This window comes from Bradyrhizobium sp. UFLA03-84, from assembly GCF_002289535.1.
Lineage (GTDB): Bacteria > Pseudomonadota > Alphaproteobacteria > Rhizobiales > Xanthobacteraceae > Bradyrhizobium > Bradyrhizobium viridifuturi.
Genome location: NZ_NSJY01000014.1, coordinates 910,835 through 929,145 on the forward strand (window position 1 = coordinate 910,835; position 18,311 = coordinate 929,145).

Annotated in this window: 15 protein-coding genes; 8 read left to right on the plus strand and 7 right to left on the minus strand. The window is 66.0% G+C overall.

The window, feature by feature from the left end; genetic code table 11:
• Positions 1 to 123 precede the first annotated feature (123 nt).
• Both purM and purN read left to right on the plus strand, forming a co-directional pair.
• Positions 124 to 1,197 carry a phosphoribosylformylglycinamidine cyclo-ligase gene (gene purM / locus CK489_RS25830; RefSeq protein WP_095734276.1) on the plus strand — a complete coding sequence of 358 codons (1,074 nt, stop codon included), beginning with the start codon at positions 124 to 126 and terminating at the stop codon, positions 1,195 to 1,197.
• Entirely contained in the window at positions 1,194 to 1,844 is a 651-nt protein-coding gene (purN, locus tag CK489_RS25835) for a phosphoribosylglycinamide formyltransferase (protein ID WP_095734277.1), read from the plus strand. The genes purM and purN overlap by 4 nt, the downstream gene beginning before the upstream one ends.
• Positions 1,845 to 1,924: 80 nt before the next feature.
• Here the strand turns inward: purN and CK489_RS25840 are convergent, their stop codons facing one another.
• The 3 genes from CK489_RS25840 to CK489_RS25850 all read right to left on the minus strand — a co-directional run bounded on the left by CK489_RS25840 (position 1,925) and on the right by CK489_RS25850 (position 4,651).
• Positions 1,925 to 2,128 (minus strand): cold-shock protein, encoded by a 204-nt coding sequence (locus CK489_RS25840; protein ID WP_021079877.1) that lies wholly within the window; start codon positions 2,126 to 2,128, stop codon positions 1,925 to 1,927.
• Positions 2,129 to 2,484: 356 nt separating this feature from the next.
• On the minus strand, positions 2,485 to 3,633 hold the full coding sequence (gene rnd / locus CK489_RS25845; RefSeq protein WP_095734278.1) for a ribonuclease D: 1,149 nt from the start codon (positions 3,631 to 3,633) through the stop codon (positions 2,485 to 2,487).
• Between the two features lie 271 nt (positions 3,634 to 3,904).
• A complete protein-coding gene (locus CK489_RS25850; RefSeq protein ID WP_095734279.1) occupies positions 3,905 to 4,651 on the minus strand; it encodes a helix-turn-helix domain-containing protein in 747 nt (248 codons plus the stop codon).
• A gap of 88 nt (positions 4,652 to 4,739) precedes the next feature.
• Here CK489_RS25850 and mhpA point away from each other — a divergent pair, with 88 nt between their 5' ends.
• From mhpA to CK489_RS25870, 4 genes are all read left to right on the plus strand, one after another.
• On the plus strand, positions 4,740 to 6,233 hold the full coding sequence (gene mhpA, locus CK489_RS25855) for a bifunctional 3-(3-hydroxy-phenyl)propionate/3-hydroxycinnamic acid hydroxylase MhpA (RefSeq protein WP_095734280.1): 1,494 nt from the start codon (positions 4,740 to 4,742) through the stop codon (positions 6,231 to 6,233).
• Positions 6,230 to 7,084, plus strand: a complete 855-nt coding sequence (locus tag CK489_RS25860) for a fumarylacetoacetate hydrolase family protein (RefSeq protein WP_095734281.1) — start codon at positions 6,230 to 6,232, stop codon at positions 7,082 to 7,084. Before mhpA ends, CK489_RS25860 begins: the two co-directional genes overlap by 4 nt.
• 12 nt (positions 7,085 to 7,096) lie before the next feature.
• Complete coding sequence (locus CK489_RS25865) at positions 7,097 to 8,095, plus strand: VOC family protein (protein ID WP_095734282.1); 999 nt, start codon at positions 7,097 to 7,099, stop codon at positions 8,093 to 8,095.
• 61 nt (positions 8,096 to 8,156) lie between these two features.
• Positions 8,157 to 9,344 carry an ABC transporter substrate-binding protein gene (locus CK489_RS25870; RefSeq protein WP_095734283.1) on the plus strand — a complete coding sequence of 396 codons (1,188 nt, stop codon included), beginning with the start codon at positions 8,157 to 8,159 and terminating at the stop codon, positions 9,342 to 9,344.
• A 524-nt stretch (positions 9,345 to 9,868) separates the two neighbouring features.
• Here the strand turns inward: CK489_RS25870 and CK489_RS25875 are convergent.
• The 3 genes from CK489_RS25875 to CK489_RS25885 all read right to left on the minus strand — a co-directional run bounded on the left by CK489_RS25875 (position 9,869) and on the right by CK489_RS25885 (position 13,618).
• Positions 9,869 to 11,023 (minus strand): acyltransferase family protein, encoded by a 1,155-nt coding sequence (locus CK489_RS25875; RefSeq protein ID WP_198961023.1) that lies wholly within the window; start codon positions 11,021 to 11,023, stop codon positions 9,869 to 9,871.
• 71 nt (positions 11,024 to 11,094) lie between these two features.
• Positions 11,095 to 12,309 carry a chromate efflux transporter gene (chrA, locus tag CK489_RS25880; protein WP_198961024.1) on the minus strand — a complete coding sequence of 405 codons (1,215 nt, stop codon included), beginning with the start codon at positions 12,307 to 12,309 and terminating at the stop codon, positions 11,095 to 11,097.
• Between the two features lie 409 nt (positions 12,310 to 12,718).
• On the minus strand, positions 12,719 to 13,618 hold the full coding sequence (locus CK489_RS25885) for a LysR family transcriptional regulator (protein ID WP_095734660.1): 900 nt from the start codon (positions 13,616 to 13,618) through the stop codon (positions 12,719 to 12,721).
• 104 nt (positions 13,619 to 13,722) lie between these two features.
• Here CK489_RS25885 and CK489_RS25890 point away from each other — a divergent pair, with 104 nt between their 5' ends.
• Positions 13,723 to 14,712 (plus strand): zinc-dependent alcohol dehydrogenase family protein, encoded by a 990-nt coding sequence (locus tag CK489_RS25890; protein WP_095734661.1) that lies wholly within the window; start codon positions 13,723 to 13,725, stop codon positions 14,710 to 14,712.
• A 120-nt stretch (positions 14,713 to 14,832) separates the two neighbouring features.
• Here CK489_RS25890 and CK489_RS25895 read toward each other — a convergent pair whose 3' ends face one another.
• Positions 14,833 to 16,305 (minus strand): protein adenylyltransferase SelO, encoded by a 1,473-nt coding sequence (locus CK489_RS25895; RefSeq protein WP_095734284.1) that lies wholly within the window; start codon positions 16,303 to 16,305, stop codon positions 14,833 to 14,835.
• Between the two features lie 196 nt (positions 16,306 to 16,501).
• On the opposite strand from CK489_RS25895, the gene aspS reads away from it, so the two are divergent.
• On the plus strand, positions 16,502 to 18,274 hold the full coding sequence (gene aspS / locus CK489_RS25900) for an aspartate--tRNA ligase (RefSeq protein ID WP_095734285.1): 1,773 nt from the start codon (positions 16,502 to 16,504) through the stop codon (positions 18,272 to 18,274).
• Positions 18,275 to 18,311 lie beyond the last annotated feature (37 nt).

An 18,311-nucleotide genomic window follows, 5' to 3' on the forward strand; every position in this document is an offset into this window, starting at 1 on the left:
GATATCCGGCTCTTTTCAGCTGCGGCCTTGTGTTATCTACATAGTATCGCGGCAGCATCGCCGCGAGCCATTGCGCGGGGGCGGAATTCCTCGTAACCAGCCCCTGATCATCTGGAATTGGGCATGACCGAGCGCAAAAACGGGCTCACTTACGCGGATTCGGGCGTCGATATCGACGCCGGCAATCGTCTGGTCGATCTGATCAAGCCGATGGTACGGGCCACCGCACGGCCCGGCGCGGACGCCGAGATCGGCGGATTCGGCGGGCTGTTCGACCTCAAGGCCGCGGGCTTCAAGGATCCTGTCCTGGTGGCCGCGACCGATGGCGTCGGCACCAAGCTGAAGATCGCGATCGAGACCGGCATCCATAGCGGCATCGGCATCGACCTGGTCGCGATGTCGGTCAACGACCTCGTCGTGCAGGGCGCGGAACCGCTGTTCTTCCTCGACTATTTCGCCTGCGGCAAGCTGCACCCGGAGGCCACCGCGCAGATCGTCGCAGGTATCGCCGAGGGCTGCCGCGAATCCGGCTGCGCGCTGATCGGTGGCGAGACCGCCGAGATGCCCGGCCTCTACAAGGATGGCGATTACGACCTCGGCGGCTTCGCGGTCGGCGCGGCCGAGCGCGGCACCCTGCTGCCGACCGGGGACATCGCGGCGGGCGACGCCGTGATCGGGCTTGCGTCCTCGGGCGTGCACTCCAACGGCTATTCGTTGGTGCGCAAGCTCGTCGAGCTGTCCGGCGTGGCCTATGACGCGCCGGCGCCGTTCGCGCCGGTCATGACGCTCGGTGCGGCGCTGCTGACGCCCACGAAGCTTTACGTGAAATCCTGCCTGCGCGCGATCCGCGACACCGGTGCGGTGAAGGGCCTCGCCCACATCACCGGCGGCGGCTTCACCGACAACATTCCGCGCGTGCTGCCGAAGCATCTCGGCGTCGGCATCGACCTGGCGCGGCTGCCGGTGCTGCCGGTGTTCAAATGGCTGGCCGAGCAGGGCGGCATCGCCGAGCTCGAGCTGCTGCGCACCTTCAACTGCGGCATCGGCATGATCGCGATCGTCAAGGCCGATGCGGTCGATGCGGTGACCGAAGCCTTCACCGCCGGCGGCGAGACCGTGACGCTGCTCGGCGAGGTGATCGAGGCCAAGGGTGAGCATCGGGTGGTCTATAACGGTCATCTCGATCTCTCGCGATGAAGCGCCGTACAGCCATCCTGATCTCCGGCCGCGGCTCCAACATGGCCGCGCTGATCGAGGCTGCGAAGGCTGCGGACTTTCCGGCCGAGATCGCGGTCGTGATCTCCAACCGCGCCGACGCGCCCGGGCTGGAGAAGGCTGCCGCGAGTGGCATTCCGACCGTCGTCATCGCAAGCAAGCCGTTCGGCAAGGATCGCGCCGGTTTCGAGGCGGTGCTGCAACAGGCACTCGACGACAACAAGGTCGAGCTGATCTGCCTCGGCGGCTTCATGCGGCTGTTCACCGCCGACTTCGCCCGGCACTGGTACGGCCGGATGCTCAACATCCATCCCTCGCTGCTGCCGTGTTTTCCGGGCCTCGATCCGCACGGCCAGGCGCTGCGTGCAGGGGTCAAGCTGTCCGGCGCGACGGTGCATTTCGTGATCCCGGAGACCGATGCCGGACCGATCGTGATGCAGGGTGCGGTCATGGTGGCTGACGACGACACGCCCGAGACGCTCGCCGCACGCGTGATCACCATCGAGCACCGCATCTATCCGGAGGCGCTGCGGCTTTTGGCGAGCGGCCGGCTCAAGCTCGACGGCGATCGCTGCAGCACGGAAGGCAGCACTACAACCGACGGAACGCTGATCGCGCCGGCGCCCTAGTCTACGCTCGTGCCGCTGGAAAATCCCCCGGGTGATGCGGCCGAGGGAGGCATCAGGATGAATTCCGCCGACAGCCGCGTTCAGTGAACCTTGAGGTTCTCTGCCGACGCCTTGCCGCGGTTCTCCACCAGCTCGTACTCGACGGTCTGGTTCTCGTTGAGTGTGCTGAGGCCTGCGCGTTCGACCGCCGAGATGTGGACGAACACATCCTTGTCGCCGACGGCCGGCTTGATGAACCCGTAACCTTTGGTCGGGTTGAACCATTTGACGGTACCCTTCGGCATCGTCTCTCTCCCAGTCTAGACATAAAAAAGACGCGGCCACGTTTTCCACGTGCCACGCCACAAGCGCGCTTTCCGCTGTCTGTTCAATTCCCGGGTCTTCAGATCCAAAGTCTTCAAGTCCGAAGTTTCGCCTGTCGAAGTCTTGTACGTCGAAGGCTTGTGTATTGAAGCCTTGGATATCAACGTCGTGAAACGCACAGTCGAACGGCCGCAATCCGATTGTGAAGGGATTGCAACACGAAAATTGCGCCTTAGCAAGCGCGGTGGTTTTGCCTGACGCAACCTCAGCCTGTGCCGATCGAACTCAAGGCCCAGCTATTCGGCCATTGGCCGACGGTCGGATGGAACCCGGTGCGCTAGCCCCGATCCACCCGCACCACGCGGCCCTTGTCGATCGCGAGCGCGAGCTGGCCGTGCTTGAGCTTGAGTGCCGCCTCGCCGAACAATTCGCGCCGCCAGCCGTGCAGGGCGCCGACCTCGGCCTGATCGCTGGCTGCGATCTGCTCGAGATCGTCGACGGTGGCGATCACCTTGCTGGCGACGCCGTGGCGTTCCGAGGTCATGCGCAGCAGCACCTTGAGCAGTTCGACGGTGGCCGCGCCGTTGGAATTGTTTCTCGGCTTTTCCAGCTTGGGCAGCGTCGCCTGGTCGCGGGCCAGCCCGCGCTGCACCGCGGCGATGATGTCGGCGCCCCATTTCGAGCGCTCGAAGCCCTTCGGCAGCGAGCGCAGGTTGCCGAGCTTCTCCAGCGAGGTCGGCGCATGGGTGGCGATGTCGCCGACCGCATCGTCCTTGAGCACGCGGGAACGCGGCACGTCGCGGCTCTGCGCCTCCTGCTCGCGCCAGGCCGCGACCTCGATCAGCACCGCGAGCTCGCGCGGCTTGCGCACGCGGGTCTTGAGCCGCTCCCAGGCACGCTCGGGATGGAAGTCGTAGGTTTTCGGCGAGGTCAGGATCTCCATCTCCTCGCTGACCCAGTCGCTGCGGTCGCGCTTGCGCAAATCGGCATCGAGCGCTGCGAACACTTCGCGCAGATGGGTGACGTCGGAGACCGCGTAATGCAGCTGCTCCTCGCTCAGCGGACGGCGCGACCAGTCGGTGAAGCGATGGGTCTTGTCGGGGCGGTGGCCGGTGACGCGATCGACCAGCTGGTCATAGGCGATGCTGTCGCCATAGCCGAGCACCATGGCCGCGACCTGGGTGTCGAAAATCGGATGCGGGATCGTGCCGGACAGGTGCCAGACGATTTCGATGTCCTGTCGCGCGGCGTGGAAAACCTTCAGCACGGCCTCGTTCGACATCAGTTCGAAGAACGGCTTGAGGTCGATGCCGGGCGCCAGTGCGTCGACCACGACGGCTTCATCCGCACTTGCCATCTGCACGACGCAGAGCAGGGGATAGTAGGTCGTCTCCCGCAGGAACTCGGTGTCGACGGTGATGACCTTGTGTTGGGCGAGCCGATCACAGGCGGCGGCGAGGTCGGAGGTCGTGCTAATCAGATCCATGAACTGTCCATGACGGCTTGACCACACGCGTTCTGCCGAAAGGGCAGCTATGTCAAGGGTCTTGCAGGGATTTTGGCCCTGCACGGGGTGAGGGACAGGGCTTTTTTGAATTGATTGGACGTGATTCGAGGGGGTTTTCGGCCTGATCCTGCCGCGAATTCGTCCGTCGTCCTGGCGAAAGCCAGGCAAACTTAGGGCGCCGAACAGGGCGATCACTGGCGAGTTGATATGGCCCCGCGTTCTCGCGACACGGGATCGGCGCCATCAAGACCTAACGCAGCCGGGCCTCGATATCGCGGATCGCCTGACGCAGCGGGCCGTTGCAGCGCGCGATCCCGTCCGCAGCGGTCAGCGCCTTGGTCATCCAGATGACCGAGGCGCAGCCGATCACCTGCCTGTCGCGGCGGATCGGCATCGCGATGGTGCCGGTGTGAGGCCAGATCCGGCCACCCTGGCGCACCGCATAGCCCCGGCGGCGGATGCCCACGAGCTGCTTCTCGGTTGCGGCGCGATCCGTGAGCTCGCCTGACGTCTCCAGCAGATCGAGCAGCAGGGCGCGCTCGCGCGCTGCGGTGAATGCGAGGTAGGCGAGACCCGCGGAGCTCGCGAGCAGGGGAATGCGCACGCCAACCATGCTGCGATCGATCGACATCGGCGCGAAGCGATGGGTGGATTCGCGCACCACCATTCGCACGCCTTCGAGCGTCGTAACGTCACTCGGCCAGAGGATCTTGCGCGTGAGATCGAAGATCACGGGCGCCGCCGCGGCCCCGAGCCATTGCTCGTCCTCGAACCCGTCCGAGAGCTCGCGCACTTTCAGGAGTAACGTGAACCGGTCATCGGACCGGCTCTGCATGATGTAGCCGGTGTCGATCAGGGTTTTCAGCGAGCGATAGACCGTGGCCCGCGGCAGGCCGGTTTCCCGCGCCAGGGTCAGCGCGGTGGCGGATGCGTGGCGGTTCAGCGCGGCGAGCACGGCAAGGCCGCGGCCGAACGCGCGGATCGGTTTGACGTCCATCGATGTTCACCTGGTGAACAGAATTGCCATCGTCGTTGCACGGCTCACGACCGGCTGGCAAGCCCTATCGCAACGGAAAGGGAAACGCATGGACGGGCCGCAACGCGCAGAAGGGCTTTATGACGTCGCCATCATCGGGCTGGGCCCGGTCGGCGCCACGCTCGCCAATCTGCTGGCGGTTGACGGGCTCAGTGTGATCGCACTCGAGCGCGAAACCGAACCCTATGCGCTGCCCCGCGCCGTGCACTTCGACGACGAGGTGATGCGGGTGTTCCAGACTATTGGTCTGGCGGACGAGATATTGCCGTTCACCCACGTCTCCCCCGGCATGCATTTCGTCGATGGTGACGGGCGCCTTTTCCTCGACTGGTCGCGGCCGCTGGAGATCGGTCCGAACGGATGGAACATCAGCTATCGCTTCCACCAGCCCGAACTCGAGCGCGTGCTGCGGGCTGGCGCGCGGGCGCATGCATCCGTCAACATCCGCTTGCGCGCCGACGCCTTTGCGATCGATCAACGCAGCGATCACGTCGCGATCCGCTTTGAAAGCGTCGCCAATGGCAAGCTCGAGGAGGCGCGGGCGCGCTACGTCGTGGGTTGCGACGGCGCGCGCTCACTGGTCCGCCGGCTGATCGGTTCGGAGATGGACGATCTCGGCTTTCACGAGCCCTGGCTGGTGATCGACGCGATCCTGAAGCGGCCGATGCCGGAGCTCGGCGACTACAGCGTTCAGTTTTGCGACGCGCGCCGTCCAGCGACCTATGTCCGCAGCGTCGGCAATCGCCGACGTTGGGAAATCGCGATCATGCCGGATGACGATGCGCGGCGGATCACCGATCCGGAAAATGTCTGGAAGCTATTGGCGCGCTGGATCACTCCCGATGACGCCGACCTGGAGCGCGCGGCGGCCTACAGTTTTCATTCGGTCATTGCTTCGACCTGGCGCCGCGAGCGGTTGTTGATCGCCGGTGATGCCGCGCACCAGACCCCGCCGTTTCTCGGGCAGGGGATGTGCGCCGGCATTCGCGATGTGGCCAATCTGGCCTGGAAGCTCGGGCGGGTGATCCGTGGCGAGGCGAACAATGCCTTGCTGAACAGCTACCAGACTGAACGCCACCCGCACGTTCGCGAGTATGTCGAGCTTGCGGTCCGGCTCGGAAGCCTGATCAACGCGACGCGCAGCGAGGATCGGGAGGCGGACGCAGAACCACGACGGATGGCGACCATCAAGCCGCGGCTCGGACCGGGCCTGTTCCGGCGCGAGTGCGCCATTGCGGGCACGCCGGTCCCGCAGCCGATGCTCTCGACCGGACGCCGGCTCGACGATCACGTCGGATATCGAATTGCCGTGTTAGCGCGGCCGGACTTTCTGGATGGACTTGATCACGCGGCCCGCGACCGCTGCAGCCGGCGCGGCATCACCCTGGTCGCAGATGGCCAGGGTCCGCTTAGCGATTGGCTCGACAGCATCGGGGCGCATGCAGCGCTGGTTCGGCCGGATCGATACATTGTTGGTTTGGCGGAGACCCCGCAGCAATTGTCGGCGCTGGTCGACAGCATGAGCCAGGAGGATTTTGGATGAAACTCGCGTCGTTCTCGACCGCCGATGGAGGCGGCTATGGCTGCGTTGTCGGTGACGGCATCGTCACGCTGTCGACGGCATTTGGCGACCGCGCGCCGACCCTGCGCGATCTCCTCGCAGGCGGATTGCTTGGCGAGGCCGCTGCACTTGCAAAGGCATCGACGCCGGACCTTGCTTTGAGCGACGTCGCCTTCGAACCGGTCATCCCCAATCCCGACAAGATCATCTGCGTCGGCCTCAACTACCGCGACCACGTCGCCGAGACCGGCCGCACGGTCACGGACAAGCCGGCGCTGTTCGCGCGCTACGCCGGCAGCCAGATCGGCCATCTTGCGCCGCTGGTGAAGCCCAGGGCCTCCGACGAGTTCGACTACGAGGGCGAACTCGCCGTTATCATCGGCAGGGGCGGGCGGCACATCGCGCCGCATGCGGCGCTGGCGCATGTCGCGGGCTATGCCTGCTACAACGAGGGCAGCATCCGCGACTGGCAGCGTCACACCAGCCAGTTCCTCTCCGGCAAGACCTTCGCGGGCACCGGCGCATTCGGGCCGTGGATGGTGACAAGCGACGAGATCGCCGATCCCTCTAAGCTCAAGCTGGAGACGCGGATCAACGGGCAGGTGGTGCAGCACACCACGACGGATCTCCTGATCACCGATATCCCGCATTTGATCGCCTACATCTCGACCATCCTGCCGCTGCTGCCCGGCGACGTGATCGTGTCTGGCACGCCGGGCGGTGTCGGCGCCAAGCGCAACCCGCCGCTCTGGATGAGGCCCGGCGACGTCGCCGAGGTCGAAATCTCGGGGATCGGCGTGCTGCGCAATCCGGTGGTGGCGGAAGCGATGTGACGGGAGGGAGCCATGGAAACTGCATCGGAAATCAACGCGCTCGGCTATATCGGCATCCAGTCGCAGCGGCTCGAGGACTGGTCCGGCTTCGCGACCAGGCTGCTCGGCATGCAGCCGGTCGATCGTGGCGGCGGCACGCGTGCCTTCCGGATGGACGACCGGAAGCAGCGCCTGGTGGTGAGCGATCGGGACGGCGACGATGCCGGCTTCTTCGGATGGGAGGTCACTGATGCCGCCGCGCTTGAACGGCTGGCGGCGCGGCTGGAGCGGCACGGCACCGCGGTTCATCGCGGCACCCGTCAGCTCGCGGACGAACGGCACGTCGCCGATCTGATCAGCTTCCGCGACCCCGCCGGCAATCCGCTGGAGGTTTTCCACGGCCCTGCGATCGCAGACACGCCGTTCGCGCCGGCGCGGCCCATCTCGGGATTCAAGACCGGGCCGCTCGGCATGGGCCATGTCGTGCTGAATGTCGAGGATGTCGAACCGCTGTTGCCGTTCTATCGCGATCTGCTCGGCTTCAGGGTCAGCGACTACGGGCTGACGCCGTACAAACTGTATTTCTTCCACGTCAACGGCCGTCACCACAGCTTTGCGATGGTCGGCTCAGGCCGGCGCGGGCTGCATCACTTCATGGTCGAACTCTACAGCCTCGACGACGTCGGACAGGGCTACGATCTGGCGCAACTCGACGAGGGCCGGGTCGCCTTCACGCTCGGCCGGCACACCAACGATTTCGTGACCTCGTTCTACGCCACGACGCCCTCTGGCTTCTTCGTCGAATATGGCTGGGGCGGCCGCGTCATCGATCCCGCCACCTGGCAGCCGCACGAGACCTTCGACGGCCCAAGCTTCTGGGGCCACGACCGGCTCTACATGGAGCCGGAGAGCCGCGCGCGTCTGCGCGAGATGCGGCTGTCGGCCGCCGCGCGCGGCGTGCGCGCGCCGGTGCCGGATTGTCCGTGGCTCGACGCGGTGACCGGGCGCGGCACATCAGTCCAGAAAACATAAGACAGGGGAGGCACTGATGGCCGGGAAACCAAGCCTGATCGTCCGATTGCTGGGTGGCGCAATGCTGCCGATGCTCGCAATTGTGGCGCTGTCGGGCAGCGCGTCGGCCGAGATCAAGGGCGATGCAATCCGCGTCGGCGTGCTGACCGACATGAGCGGTATCTTCGCAACCGCGATGGGGCCGGGCTCGGTCGAGGCGGCGCGGATGGCTGCCGAGGATTTCGGCGGCAAGATCAACGGCAAGCCGATCGAGATCCTGCAGGCCGACCACCAGAACAAGGCCGACGTGGCGTCGGCAATCGCGCGGCGCTGGTTCGACCGCGAGGGCGTTCAGGCCATCGCCGACGGCGGCAGTTCCGGCGCGGCGCTCGCCGTGCAGGAGCTGGTGCGCGAGAACAAGCGAGTGTTCCTGGTCTCGGGCGCGGGCGCCGTCGAGCTGACGGAGAAGGCCTGCGCGCCGACCAGCGTGCAGTGGACGCATGATGCGGCTTCGACGGCCAATGCGGTCGTCGCCGGCGTGTCGAAGACCGTGCAAGGTTCGTGGTTCTTCATCACCGCGGACTATGCGTTCGGGCACGCGGTGGAGGAGATCGCGCGGGCCAAGCTCGACAAGCTCGGCGTCAAGGTCGCCGGCAGCGTCAAGACCGCGCTCAACACCGCTGATTTCGCTTCCTTCTTGCTGCAGGCGGAGGCCAGTGGCGCCAAGGTGCTGGCGCTGAACGCGGCTGGCGACAATGTCACGATCATGAAGCAGGCACAGGAGTTCGGTTTCGCGCAGCAGGGCATCGCGGTGGTTCCGATGACGTTCCAGAACGTCGACATCGTTGCTGCCGGGCTGTCGGTCGCGCAGGGCGACCTGATCGCGACCAGTTTCTTCGAGGATGTTTCGCCGGCGGCGCGCAAATGGGCCGATGCGTTCTTTGCCCGGCGCAAGGCGATGCCGTCGCAGATCCAGGCCGGGGTCTATTCGGCCGTCCGGCACTATCTGCAGGCGGTGAAGGACACGAATTCAGACGACGGCGAGATCGTCATGGCGAAGATGAAGGCGACGCCGGTGGCGGACGCCTATACGCCGCAGGGGACGATCCGCGCGGACCAGCGCATGGTGCACGACCTCTATCTCGTGCAGGTCAAGACACCAGCGGAATCGAAGGGGCCGTGGGACGTGGCCAAGCTCGTCACCACGATCCAGCCGGACGAGGCGTTTCGCTCGCTCGAGGAGAGTAAGTGCCCGTTGGTGGGGCGTTGAGAACTGCGATCGGCGCGTTCCGACTTGCGAGGCGAGTCACGGGTGCCGCAACATAAGACGGCAACCGGAAGTCGAATTGCAGTAGGAGCCGCCGTGATCGCGACACGGCCAGAGGCTGGAGCATTGCCGCGATGCCGTGCTCGACGACATCAACAGCATCATCGAAACCAATTGGCTGACAGCGGAGAGATTCTGGTCGCGCCAGCACTCGCCGTTCAAACCGGACCACGGCCTAGTCCTGCTTCATGACGGCGGTACATGCGTGGCCTACATGATCATCCAGCGTCTGGCCGTTGACGGCACGCCGGTCATCTATCTGTCGGGCACCGCAGTCCGCGACACCTATCGCGGCAGTGGCTTCTTCAAGCGGATGTCTTCAGTTCGTCATTCCGGGCCAGCCCGAAGGGCTGAGCCTGGAATCCATTGGGCCGCAAACCGCGTAGATCAATGGATTCCGGGCTCTCGCTTCGCGAGCCTCGGAATGACGTGGGAGGTTGCCGTGCGGACTTGCGCCATCCGGCACATCAATGATTGGCGATCCGCCCGGCCTCGGCCGGCGCGGCGATGTTGCCCGGGTTGATCCGCGCGTCGCCGGCGCGAATGCGCGACGGCCATCCATATCGTGAGGCCAGCGTCGTGAGCCCGTCCCTGACACGATAATGCGCGGGAGCCTCGAGGAAGCGCCAGACGAACCACGCCAGCACCACCATGCCGGCCACGACAAGCGTGGTCGAGAGCGCATTCGGCGCTGGGGTGATCAGCAGCAGGATCACGTAGCCGAGCTGCAGGTGCAGCAGATAGAGCGGATAGGTGATGCCGCCCACCGCCCGGACGACGCTGTCCGGCAGCAGCACGGACTTGATCCGGGTGGCGGCGAACACGATGGCGAGCGAGACGATGCAGATCGCCGCCACGACGCGCGGATCGAAGCTGCCGTGGGTGTGGACGCCGAGTCGCTCCAGCTTGTGCACGGCCTGGAACGTCGCCGTTCCCATCGCCAGCGTCAGCAGGCTGTAGAGTCTCATGTCGCGCCGTCCGCGGTAATGCTCATAGATCAAGAGGCCAACGGCGAAGAAGCCGCTGTCGTCGGCCATGAAGAGCTTCTCGAACAGCGGGACATCCAGCGTCAGCTCGTTGGCGAAGGTGATGGCGATCCACACCACGATGATGGTGTCGATCCGCCGTGGGAATACGCCCCAGGCTAGGAACAGCGCGACCCAGGCGTAGAACACGACCTCGATCACCAGCGACCAATAGGCGTCGTCCATGTAGGGCTGACCGAGCATCGGCGCGGCGATGATCAGGTTCGCCAGCCACTGTCCCCACGTCACCTGAAACCAGGGGTAGCCCAGGAGAAGGGTCACCAGGAAGGTCAACGTCATGCAGATGACGAAGGTCGGATAGATCCGGCTGAAGCGGGCGATCGCGAAGCCGACCGGCGTGCGGCCTTCCGCCGAATAGGCGATGACGAAGCCCGAGATCGCGAAGAACACGGGAACGCCGAGGAAGCCGTACTGGGCGACCGGGGCGAGGTAGGGCATCGCCACCTTCTGAACCCCGTGCGATGCAGTGCCCCAGAAGCCGTAATGGTACAGGATCACGGCCCCGACCGCGGCGAGCCGCAGCAGGTCCAGCACAGGAACCCGGGTCGGATCCGGTTGTTTGGCAACGCTCGGCATACGCCCGTTATCATGGCGGCGAGGCATGAAGGCGTTCTTAATCCGGCCGGCGAGGCGGCCGGCACGGCCGTTCACGATTGCAGGAGCCCGGCGGCGATGCCGGCGGCGGCGCTGAGGACGACCACCGCGAGCGGCGGCGCCCGCCAGGCCGTGAGCAGCACGAAACCGGCCAGCGCGATGCCGAAATCGAGCGGACGCTGCACGCTGCTGGTCCAGACCGGATTGTAGAGCGCCGCGCCGAGGATGCCGACCACGGCGGCGTTGACGCCGCGCATCATCGCCTGTGCCGTGGCCTGCTTGCGGAAGCTGTCCCAGAACGGCAGTGCGGCGAGCAGGACCAGGATTCCCGGGATGAAGATGCCGATCAGGCCTGTGACCGCGCCCGGCAGTCCGCCGATCACGGCGCCGAGATAGGCGGCGAAGGTGAACAGCGGGCCCGGCACGGCCTGTGCGGCGCCGTAGCCGGTCAGGAACGCATCGTCGCCGATCCAGCCCGGCGTCACCACGGCTTCGCGCAGCAGCGGCAGCACGACGTGACCGCCGCCGAACACCAGCGCGCCGGAGCGGTAGAACGCCTCGAACAGGCCGAGGCCGGGCCAGGTCCGGGCGAGCAGCGGCAATCCGACCAGCAGGGCAAGGAACAGGATCAGCGCTGCGACGCCAACACGCCGCGACACCGGCATCGCAATATGGGTGGCGCCATTGGCGGTTTGCGCCCGGCAGAACCAGAGCCCGGCGATGGCGCCGAGCACGATGGCGCCGATCTGCGCGATCGACGAGGCGCTCGTCAGAATGACCAGCGCCGCCACCGTCGCTATCGATGCGCGCTCACGGTCGGGACAGAGCGAGCGCGCCATGCCCCAGACGGCCTGGGCCACGATTGCGACTGCGACCAGCTTGAGGCCATGCACCAGTCCGACGCCGGCCGGTCCGCTCAATCCGCTCGCGCCATAGGCAAACAGCACCAGCGCAATCGCCGACGGCAGCGTGAAGCCGGTCCAGGCCGCCAGCGCGCCGAGATAGCCCGCGCGCATCAGCCCGAGCGAAAAGCCGACCTGGCTGCTCGCCGGGCCCGGCAGGAATTGGCAGAGCGCGACCAGATCCGCATAGGCCTGCTCGTCGAGCCAGCGCCGGCGGGTGACGAATTCGTCGCGGAAATAGCCGATATGGGCGATCGGGCCGCCAAAGCAGCTGACGCCGAGCTTGAGAAAGATCAGCAGTACCTCGAGCGGCGAATGCGCGGCGGCGGGCGTCGTGTTCGAGTGCTGGATGTCGGTGTCGTTCAAGCGCCGTCAATTCCCTGGCTTACGTCCCGCGTGAGGACTCATCAGGGCAACGATATCGCGATTTGGTGACGCCTGAGCGCGATATTAGCTGGTTGCAGCGAAATAGATGGGCGCCATGCGACCGATACGCCGGTGGCCATCGCGATGGCTCACTCGTAGCGCATGTTCTTCGATGGCCGGCGCGCCGCAGGCATCGCCAGAACGACCAGACACAGCGCGATCATCGCGAGCCCCATAAATTCAAATGCAAATGCGTCCACGGGCCGTTCTCCCCCCCATCAGAAACAGTTAGACTTGTTGGGGGAGCGTTGACGCGCTGTTAAGCCTTATGGTTACCGCCGCGAGCCTCCCGGCATGGTGCAGGGTGAGTTAACGCTCACGACGCGGCATCGCGGGAACCGAGTGCACGCTAGGCCACGAGCTTCGGCAGCGCGGCGGCGAGCGCGTCGACCGCAAGGCGGACCTTGAGCGGCAGGCGCGGCGTCGGCAGCCACAGCGCGTGGCAGTCATAGGGCAGTTCACCTTCGTTGCCGAGAACGCGGACCAGCGCGCCGCGTTCGAGGCGTTCGCGCACCAGCCAGGACGGCAACCACGCCAGCCCCATGCCGCGCGCGGCGGCGTCGGCGATCGCTTCGAGATCGTCGAACTTGTGGCGGCCTGCCGGCCAGACCTCGTGCGGGGGCTGACCATCGCGCGGGAACAGCCATGGGCGAAGCCGCCCGGAGCGGCGATAGACCAGCGCCTGGTGCTGGCCGAGTTCGTCGAGCGTTCGCGGCCTGCCATGTGCCTTCAGATAGGCGCGCGAACCGCACACCACCATGCGTTGGCGCGCGATGCGCCGCGTGATCACGCTCGCCTGCTCGGTGAGCTCGCCGGTCCTGATCGCAAGGTCGTAGCCGCCCTCCATCAGATCGGCGACCGGGTCGCCGAACGAGAGATCGAGCTCCAGCGCTGGATATTTCTGCGCCAGCTTGAGCAGCAGCGGCGCCACGCAGTGCCGGCCGAGCAGCGCCGGCATGGTCACCCGCAGCCGCCCGCGCGGTTCGGACAACGCGTCGGCCGCGATCGCGTCGGCCGCTTCCGCCTCGGCAAGCACGGCGCGGCAGCGCTCGTAATAGGCCTGTCCGAATTCGGTCAGGCTTTGACGCCGCGTGGTGCGGTGGATCAGGCGAACGCCGAGCCGCTGTTCGAGGAAGCGGACGTGCTTGCCGACCATCGGTCCGGACATCTCGAGCGCGTCGGCCGCGGCCGCGAACGAGCCGAGATCGACTGCCCTGAGAAAGACGGCCATGCTGGTCAGGCGGTCCATCATTCGAAACTCCCAGTTTTCACTGTTAAGTCTGCGCGATGATTTATCCGCTGATTTTGCTCCGGCATAGCTTCATTCAATTCAACTGTTTTGGAGTGTCGCCGATGATGCGTGTCGTTCGTTTTCACCAAATTGGTGGTCCCGAGGTGCTGAGGATCGAGGATGTGGCGAGCGCGCCACCCGCGCGCGGCGAGGTCCAGATCCGGATCAAGGCGCTCGGACTGAACCGCGCCGAGGTCCTGATGCGCAGCGGGACCTATATCGAGACGCCGGTGCTGCCGTCCGGCCTCGGCCTCGAGGCCGCCGGCATTGTGGAAGCCGTCGGCGAGGGCATCGTCGATTTCGCGCCGGGGAATGCCGTCAGCATCGTGCCGCCGATCTCGATGGCGCGATGGCCGGCCTATGCCGAGCTCGCGTCGTTTCCGGCCGAGCTGGTCGTCAAGCATCCGCCGGCGCTGGGGTTCGAGACGGCGGCTGCGGTGTGGATGCAATACCTGACGGCCTATGGCGCCCTGATCGATATTGCGAAGCTTGGCCGCGGGGAGTTCGCCGTGATCACGGCGGCATCGAGCAGCGTCGGGCTTGCCGCGATCCAGATCGCCAACCGCGTCGGTGCGATCCCGATCGCGGTCACGCGGACCTCCGCAAAGGCGCAGGCCCTGCGCGATGCCGGCGCCGCACATGTGATCGCGTCCGCGGAGGAGGACCTGCAGTCAAGGCTGGAGCAGATCGCGGGGCGGGACGGCGTTCGTGTGGTGCTCGACCCGGTCGGCGGCCCCGTCTTCGTGCCGCTGACAGCGGCGATGGCGCATGGCGGCATCCTGATCGAGTATGGTGGGCTCAGCTCCGAGCCGACGCCGTTTCCGCTGTTCACCGTGCTGAGCAAGAGCCTGATCCTGCGCGGCTACCGCGTGCACGAGATTGTCCAGGATCCCGCGCGGCTCGCCGCGGCGAAGGCGTTCATCCTCGACGGGCTTGCGGACGGCGCGCTGAAGCCGATCATCGCGCGGACGTTTGCGTTCGAGGAGATCGTCGAGGCGCACCGGTATCTGGAGTCGAACGTGCAGTTCGGGAAGATCGTGGTGACGGTGTAAGTAGGGATCGTAGGATGGGTAGAGCGAAGCGAAACACATCGTCCCGCCACGCGGTTGTAATTGATGGGTTTCGCTGCGCTCTACCCATCCTACGAAACTACTCGCAATGACGCCGGTGCCTCACGTCCCGCAGAACGTCTGCGTCACCATCTGCTCGGGCAGCGGTGGATCGGCGTAGGAGGTGAACTGCGGCTGGTCCTCGAACGGCTTTGCCAGCACCGTCAGCAACTCCTCGAACGGCGCGTAGTCGTCGCTGTTGACAGCCGCCTGGATCACCGCCTCGATGCGGTGGTTGCGCGGGATGAAGGCCGGGTTGACGGCAGCCATCGCGGCCTTGCGCTCGGCTGCGCTCTGCTGCTCCAGCGCGAGGCGGGCGCGCCAGCGGGTGGCCCATTCGTCGAATGCTGCGGGATCAGTGAACTGCGCGCGGACGTCGGCGGCGTCATCGGCTGCTGCCGCGCCGAGATGCCGGAACGTCAGCGTGAAGTCGGCGGCGTTCTTCGCCATCGCGTCGAGCAGGTCCTGGATCAGCGCCTCGTCACCATCCTGCGCGGTGAAGAAGCCAACCTTGGCGCGCAGCCCGGCCTGATAGGCCGCGGTGAATTTTTCGGGGAATTCGCCGAGGATCACTTGCGCCTGCTCGATCGCCTTCTCCTGCTCGCTGTCGAACAGCGGCAGCAGGCATTCGGCGAGCCGGGTCAGATTCCACAGCGCGATGCGCGGCTGGTTGGCATAGGCGTAGCGGCCCATCTCGTCGATCGAGGAGAACACCTGCGCCGGATTGTAGGCATCGAGGAAGGCGCAGGGGCCGTAGTCGATGGTCTCGCCCGAGATCGAGGTGTTGTCGGTGTTCATCACGCCGTGGATGAAGCCGACCAGGAGCCAGCGCGCGACCAGCGCGGCTTGCCGCGCCACGACGCCGGCGAGCAGCGCGTGATAGGGCTGGGCGGCATCCTTCAGCTCGGGGTAGTGCCTCGCGATGACATGGTCGGCGAGGGCGCGTACGCCGTCGGTGTCGCCGCGGGCGGCGAAGAACTGGAAGGTGCCGACGCGGATGTGGCTCGAGGCGACCCGGGTCAGCACCGCGCCCGGCAGCGCGGTCTCGCGCATCACCGGCTCGCCAGTGACGACGGCGGCGAGCGAGCGGGTGGTCGGGATGCCCAGGGCGAACATCGCCTCGCTGACGATGTATTCGCGCAGGACCGGACCGAGTGCGGCGCGGCCGTCGCCGCGGCGGGAGAACGGAGTCGGGCCTGATCCCTTGAGCTGGATGTCGCGGCGGACGCCGTCCTTGTCGATGACCTCGCCGAGCAGGATGGCGCGACCGTCGCCGAGTTGGGGAACAAAGTGTCCGAACTGGTGGCCGGCATAGGCCATGGCGATCGGGTCGGCGCCGTCAGGTAGCCGCTTGCCGGCGAGGATTTCGGTGCCCTCCGCCGTGGCCAGCAGGTCCGGATCTAGCCCGAGCTGGAGCGCCAACGGCCGGTTCAGCTTGATCAGCCGGGGGGCGGCCACGGGGGTCGGCGCGACCCGGGCGAAAAAGTTCGCCGGCAGCGCCGAATAGGTGTTCTGGAACGGGAAATGGACGGTCATATCGGAAAGATAGGCCGGCGGCCCGAATAGGCAAACGATTGGCTGCGTCGGTGCCGAAAATCTGCGGTTTGGCCCGAAAAGGCGGCGTTCCATTGGTTGCCGCACCCGGCCCCGTCGGGTAAACCCTCCGCAACTTCGGACGGGGCATTTTGGCCCTGTCGCGATTCGACCCTCCGACATCAGTTTTGGAACGAAAATGCATCGCTACCGGTCACACACATGCGGCGCGCTCCGTGAGAGCGATATCGACCAGACGGCCCGGCTGTCAGGCTGGGTCCACCGGGTCCGCGACCATGGCGGCGTGCTGTTCGTCGATTTGCGCGATCATTACGGCATCACCCAGTGCGTGGCCGATCCGGACTCGCCGGCGTTCGCCGAGGTCGAGAAGTTCCGCTCGGAGTGGGTGGTGCGGATCGACGGCAAGGTGCGCCGCCGTCCCGCCGGCACCGACAATCCGGAACTGCCGACCGGCACGGTCGAGGTCTACATCAAGGAGATCGAGGTGCTTGGCCCGGCGGCCGAGTTGCCGCTGCCGGTGTTCGGCGAGCAGGAATATCCCGAGGACATCAGGCTCAAGTACCGCTTTCTCGACCTGCGTCGCGACAAGCTGCACCAGAACATCATGACCCGCGGCGCGATCGTCGATTCGATCCGCAGGCGGATGAAGGGGCAGGGCTTCTTCGAATTCCAGACCCCGATCCTGTCGGCGTCCTCGCCGGAGGGCGCACGCGACTTCCTGGTGCCCTCGCGCATCCATCCCGGCAAGTTCTACGCGCTGCCGCAGGCGCCGCAGCAGTACAAGCAGCTGCTGATGATGTCGGGCTTCGACCGCTACTTCCAGATCGCGCCGTGTTTCCGCGACGAGGACCCGCGCGCCGATCGCCTGCCGGAGTTCTACCAGCTCGACGTCGAGATGAGCTTCGTCACCCAGGACGACGTGTTCGCGGCGCTGGAGCCGGTCATCACGGGCGTGTTCGAGGAATTCGCCAATGGCAAGCCGGTCACGAAAAACTGGCCGCGGATTCCGTTCGCCGAGGCCGTGCGCAAATACGGCTCCGACAAGCCGGACCTGCGCAACCCCATCGTGATGCAGGAGGTCTCCGAGCATTTCCGCGGTTCCGGCTTCAAGGTGTTCGCGCGGATGCTGGAGGACCCGAAGAACCAGGTCTGGGGAATCCCGGGCAAGGGCGGCGGGTCGCGGGCGTTCTGCGACCGCATGAACTCCTGGGCGCAGGGCGAAGGCCAGCCCGGCCTCGGCTACATCATGTGGCGCGAGGGCGGCGAGGGCGCGGGCCCGCTCGCCAACAACATCGGCCCGGAGCGCACCGCTGCGATCCGCGACCAGCTCGGCCTGAAGGAAGGCGATGCCGCGTTCTTCGTCGCCGGCGATCCCGAGAAGTTCTGGAAGTTCGCCGGCCTCGCGCGCACCAAGCTCGGCGAGGAACTGAACCTGATTGACAAGGACCGGTTCGAGTTCGCCTGGATCGTCGACTTCCCGATGTACGAGTATGACGAGGAGAACAAGAAGGTTGACTTCTCGCACAACCCGTTCTCGATGCCGCAAGGTGGTCTCGAGGCGCTGCAGTCGCAGGACCCGCTCACGATCAAGGCGTTCCAGTACGACATCGCCTGCAACGGCTACGAGATGGCGTCCGGCGGCATCCGCAACCACAAGCCGGAAGCGATGGTGAAGGCGTTCGAGATCGCGGGCTACGGCGAGCAGGAGGTCATCGACCGGTTCGGCGGCATGTACCGTGCCTTCCAGTACGGCGCGCCGCCGCATGGCGGCATGGCGGCCGGTATCGAGCGCATCACGATGCTGCTCTGCGGCACCAACAATCTGCGCGAGATCTCGCTGTTCCCGATGAATCAGCAGTACGTGGACTTGCTGATGGGCGCGCCATCTGAGGCGACGCCGAAGCAGCTCAAGGAGCTGCACATCCGGCCTAACCCGCCGGCGAAGAGCTAGCCTCTGAAGTCACCTCTCCACGCCCTTGTGGAGAGAG

Bases quoted from the DNA above. Each gene is read 5' to 3' on its own strand.
- purM (WP_095734276.1), top strand. From the start codon at position 124: ATGACCGAGCGCAAAAACGGGCTCACTTACGCGGATTCGGGCGTCGAT.
- purN (WP_095734277.1), top strand. From the start codon at position 1,194: ATGAAGCGCCGTACAGCCATCCTGATCTCCGGCCGCGGCTCCAACATG.
- CK489_RS25840 (WP_021079877.1), bottom strand. From the start codon at position 2,128: ATGCCGAAGGGTACCGTCAAATGGTTCAACCCGACCAAAGGTTACGGG.
- rnd (WP_095734278.1), bottom strand. From the start codon at position 3,633: ATGGATCTGATTAGCACGACCTCCGACCTCGCCGCCGCCTGTGATCGG.
- CK489_RS25850 (WP_095734279.1), bottom strand. From the start codon at position 4,651: ATGGACGTCAAACCGATCCGCGCGTTCGGCCGCGGCCTTGCCGTGCTC.
- mhpA (WP_095734280.1), top strand. From the start codon at position 4,740: ATGGACGGGCCGCAACGCGCAGAAGGGCTTTATGACGTCGCCATCATC.
- CK489_RS25860 (WP_095734281.1), top strand. From the start codon at position 6,230: ATGAAACTCGCGTCGTTCTCGACCGCCGATGGAGGCGGCTATGGCTGC.
- CK489_RS25865 (WP_095734282.1), top strand. From the start codon at position 7,097: ATGGAAACTGCATCGGAAATCAACGCGCTCGGCTATATCGGCATCCAG.
- CK489_RS25870 (WP_095734283.1), top strand. From the start codon at position 8,157: ATGCTGCCGATGCTCGCAATTGTGGCGCTGTCGGGCAGCGCGTCGGCC.
- CK489_RS25875 (WP_198961023.1), bottom strand. From the start codon at position 11,023: ATGCCGAGCGTTGCCAAACAACCGGATCCGACCCGGGTTCCTGTGCTG.
- CK489_RS25885 (WP_095734660.1), bottom strand. From the start codon at position 13,618: ATGGACCGCCTGACCAGCATGGCCGTCTTTCTCAGGGCAGTCGATCTC.
- CK489_RS25890 (WP_095734661.1), top strand. From the start codon at position 13,723: ATGATGCGTGTCGTTCGTTTTCACCAAATTGGTGGTCCCGAGGTGCTG.
- CK489_RS25895 (WP_095734284.1), bottom strand. From the start codon at position 16,305: ATGACCGTCCATTTCCCGTTCCAGAACACCTATTCGGCGCTGCCGGCG.
- aspS (WP_095734285.1), top strand. From the start codon at position 16,502: ATGCATCGCTACCGGTCACACACATGCGGCGCGCTCCGTGAGAGCGAT.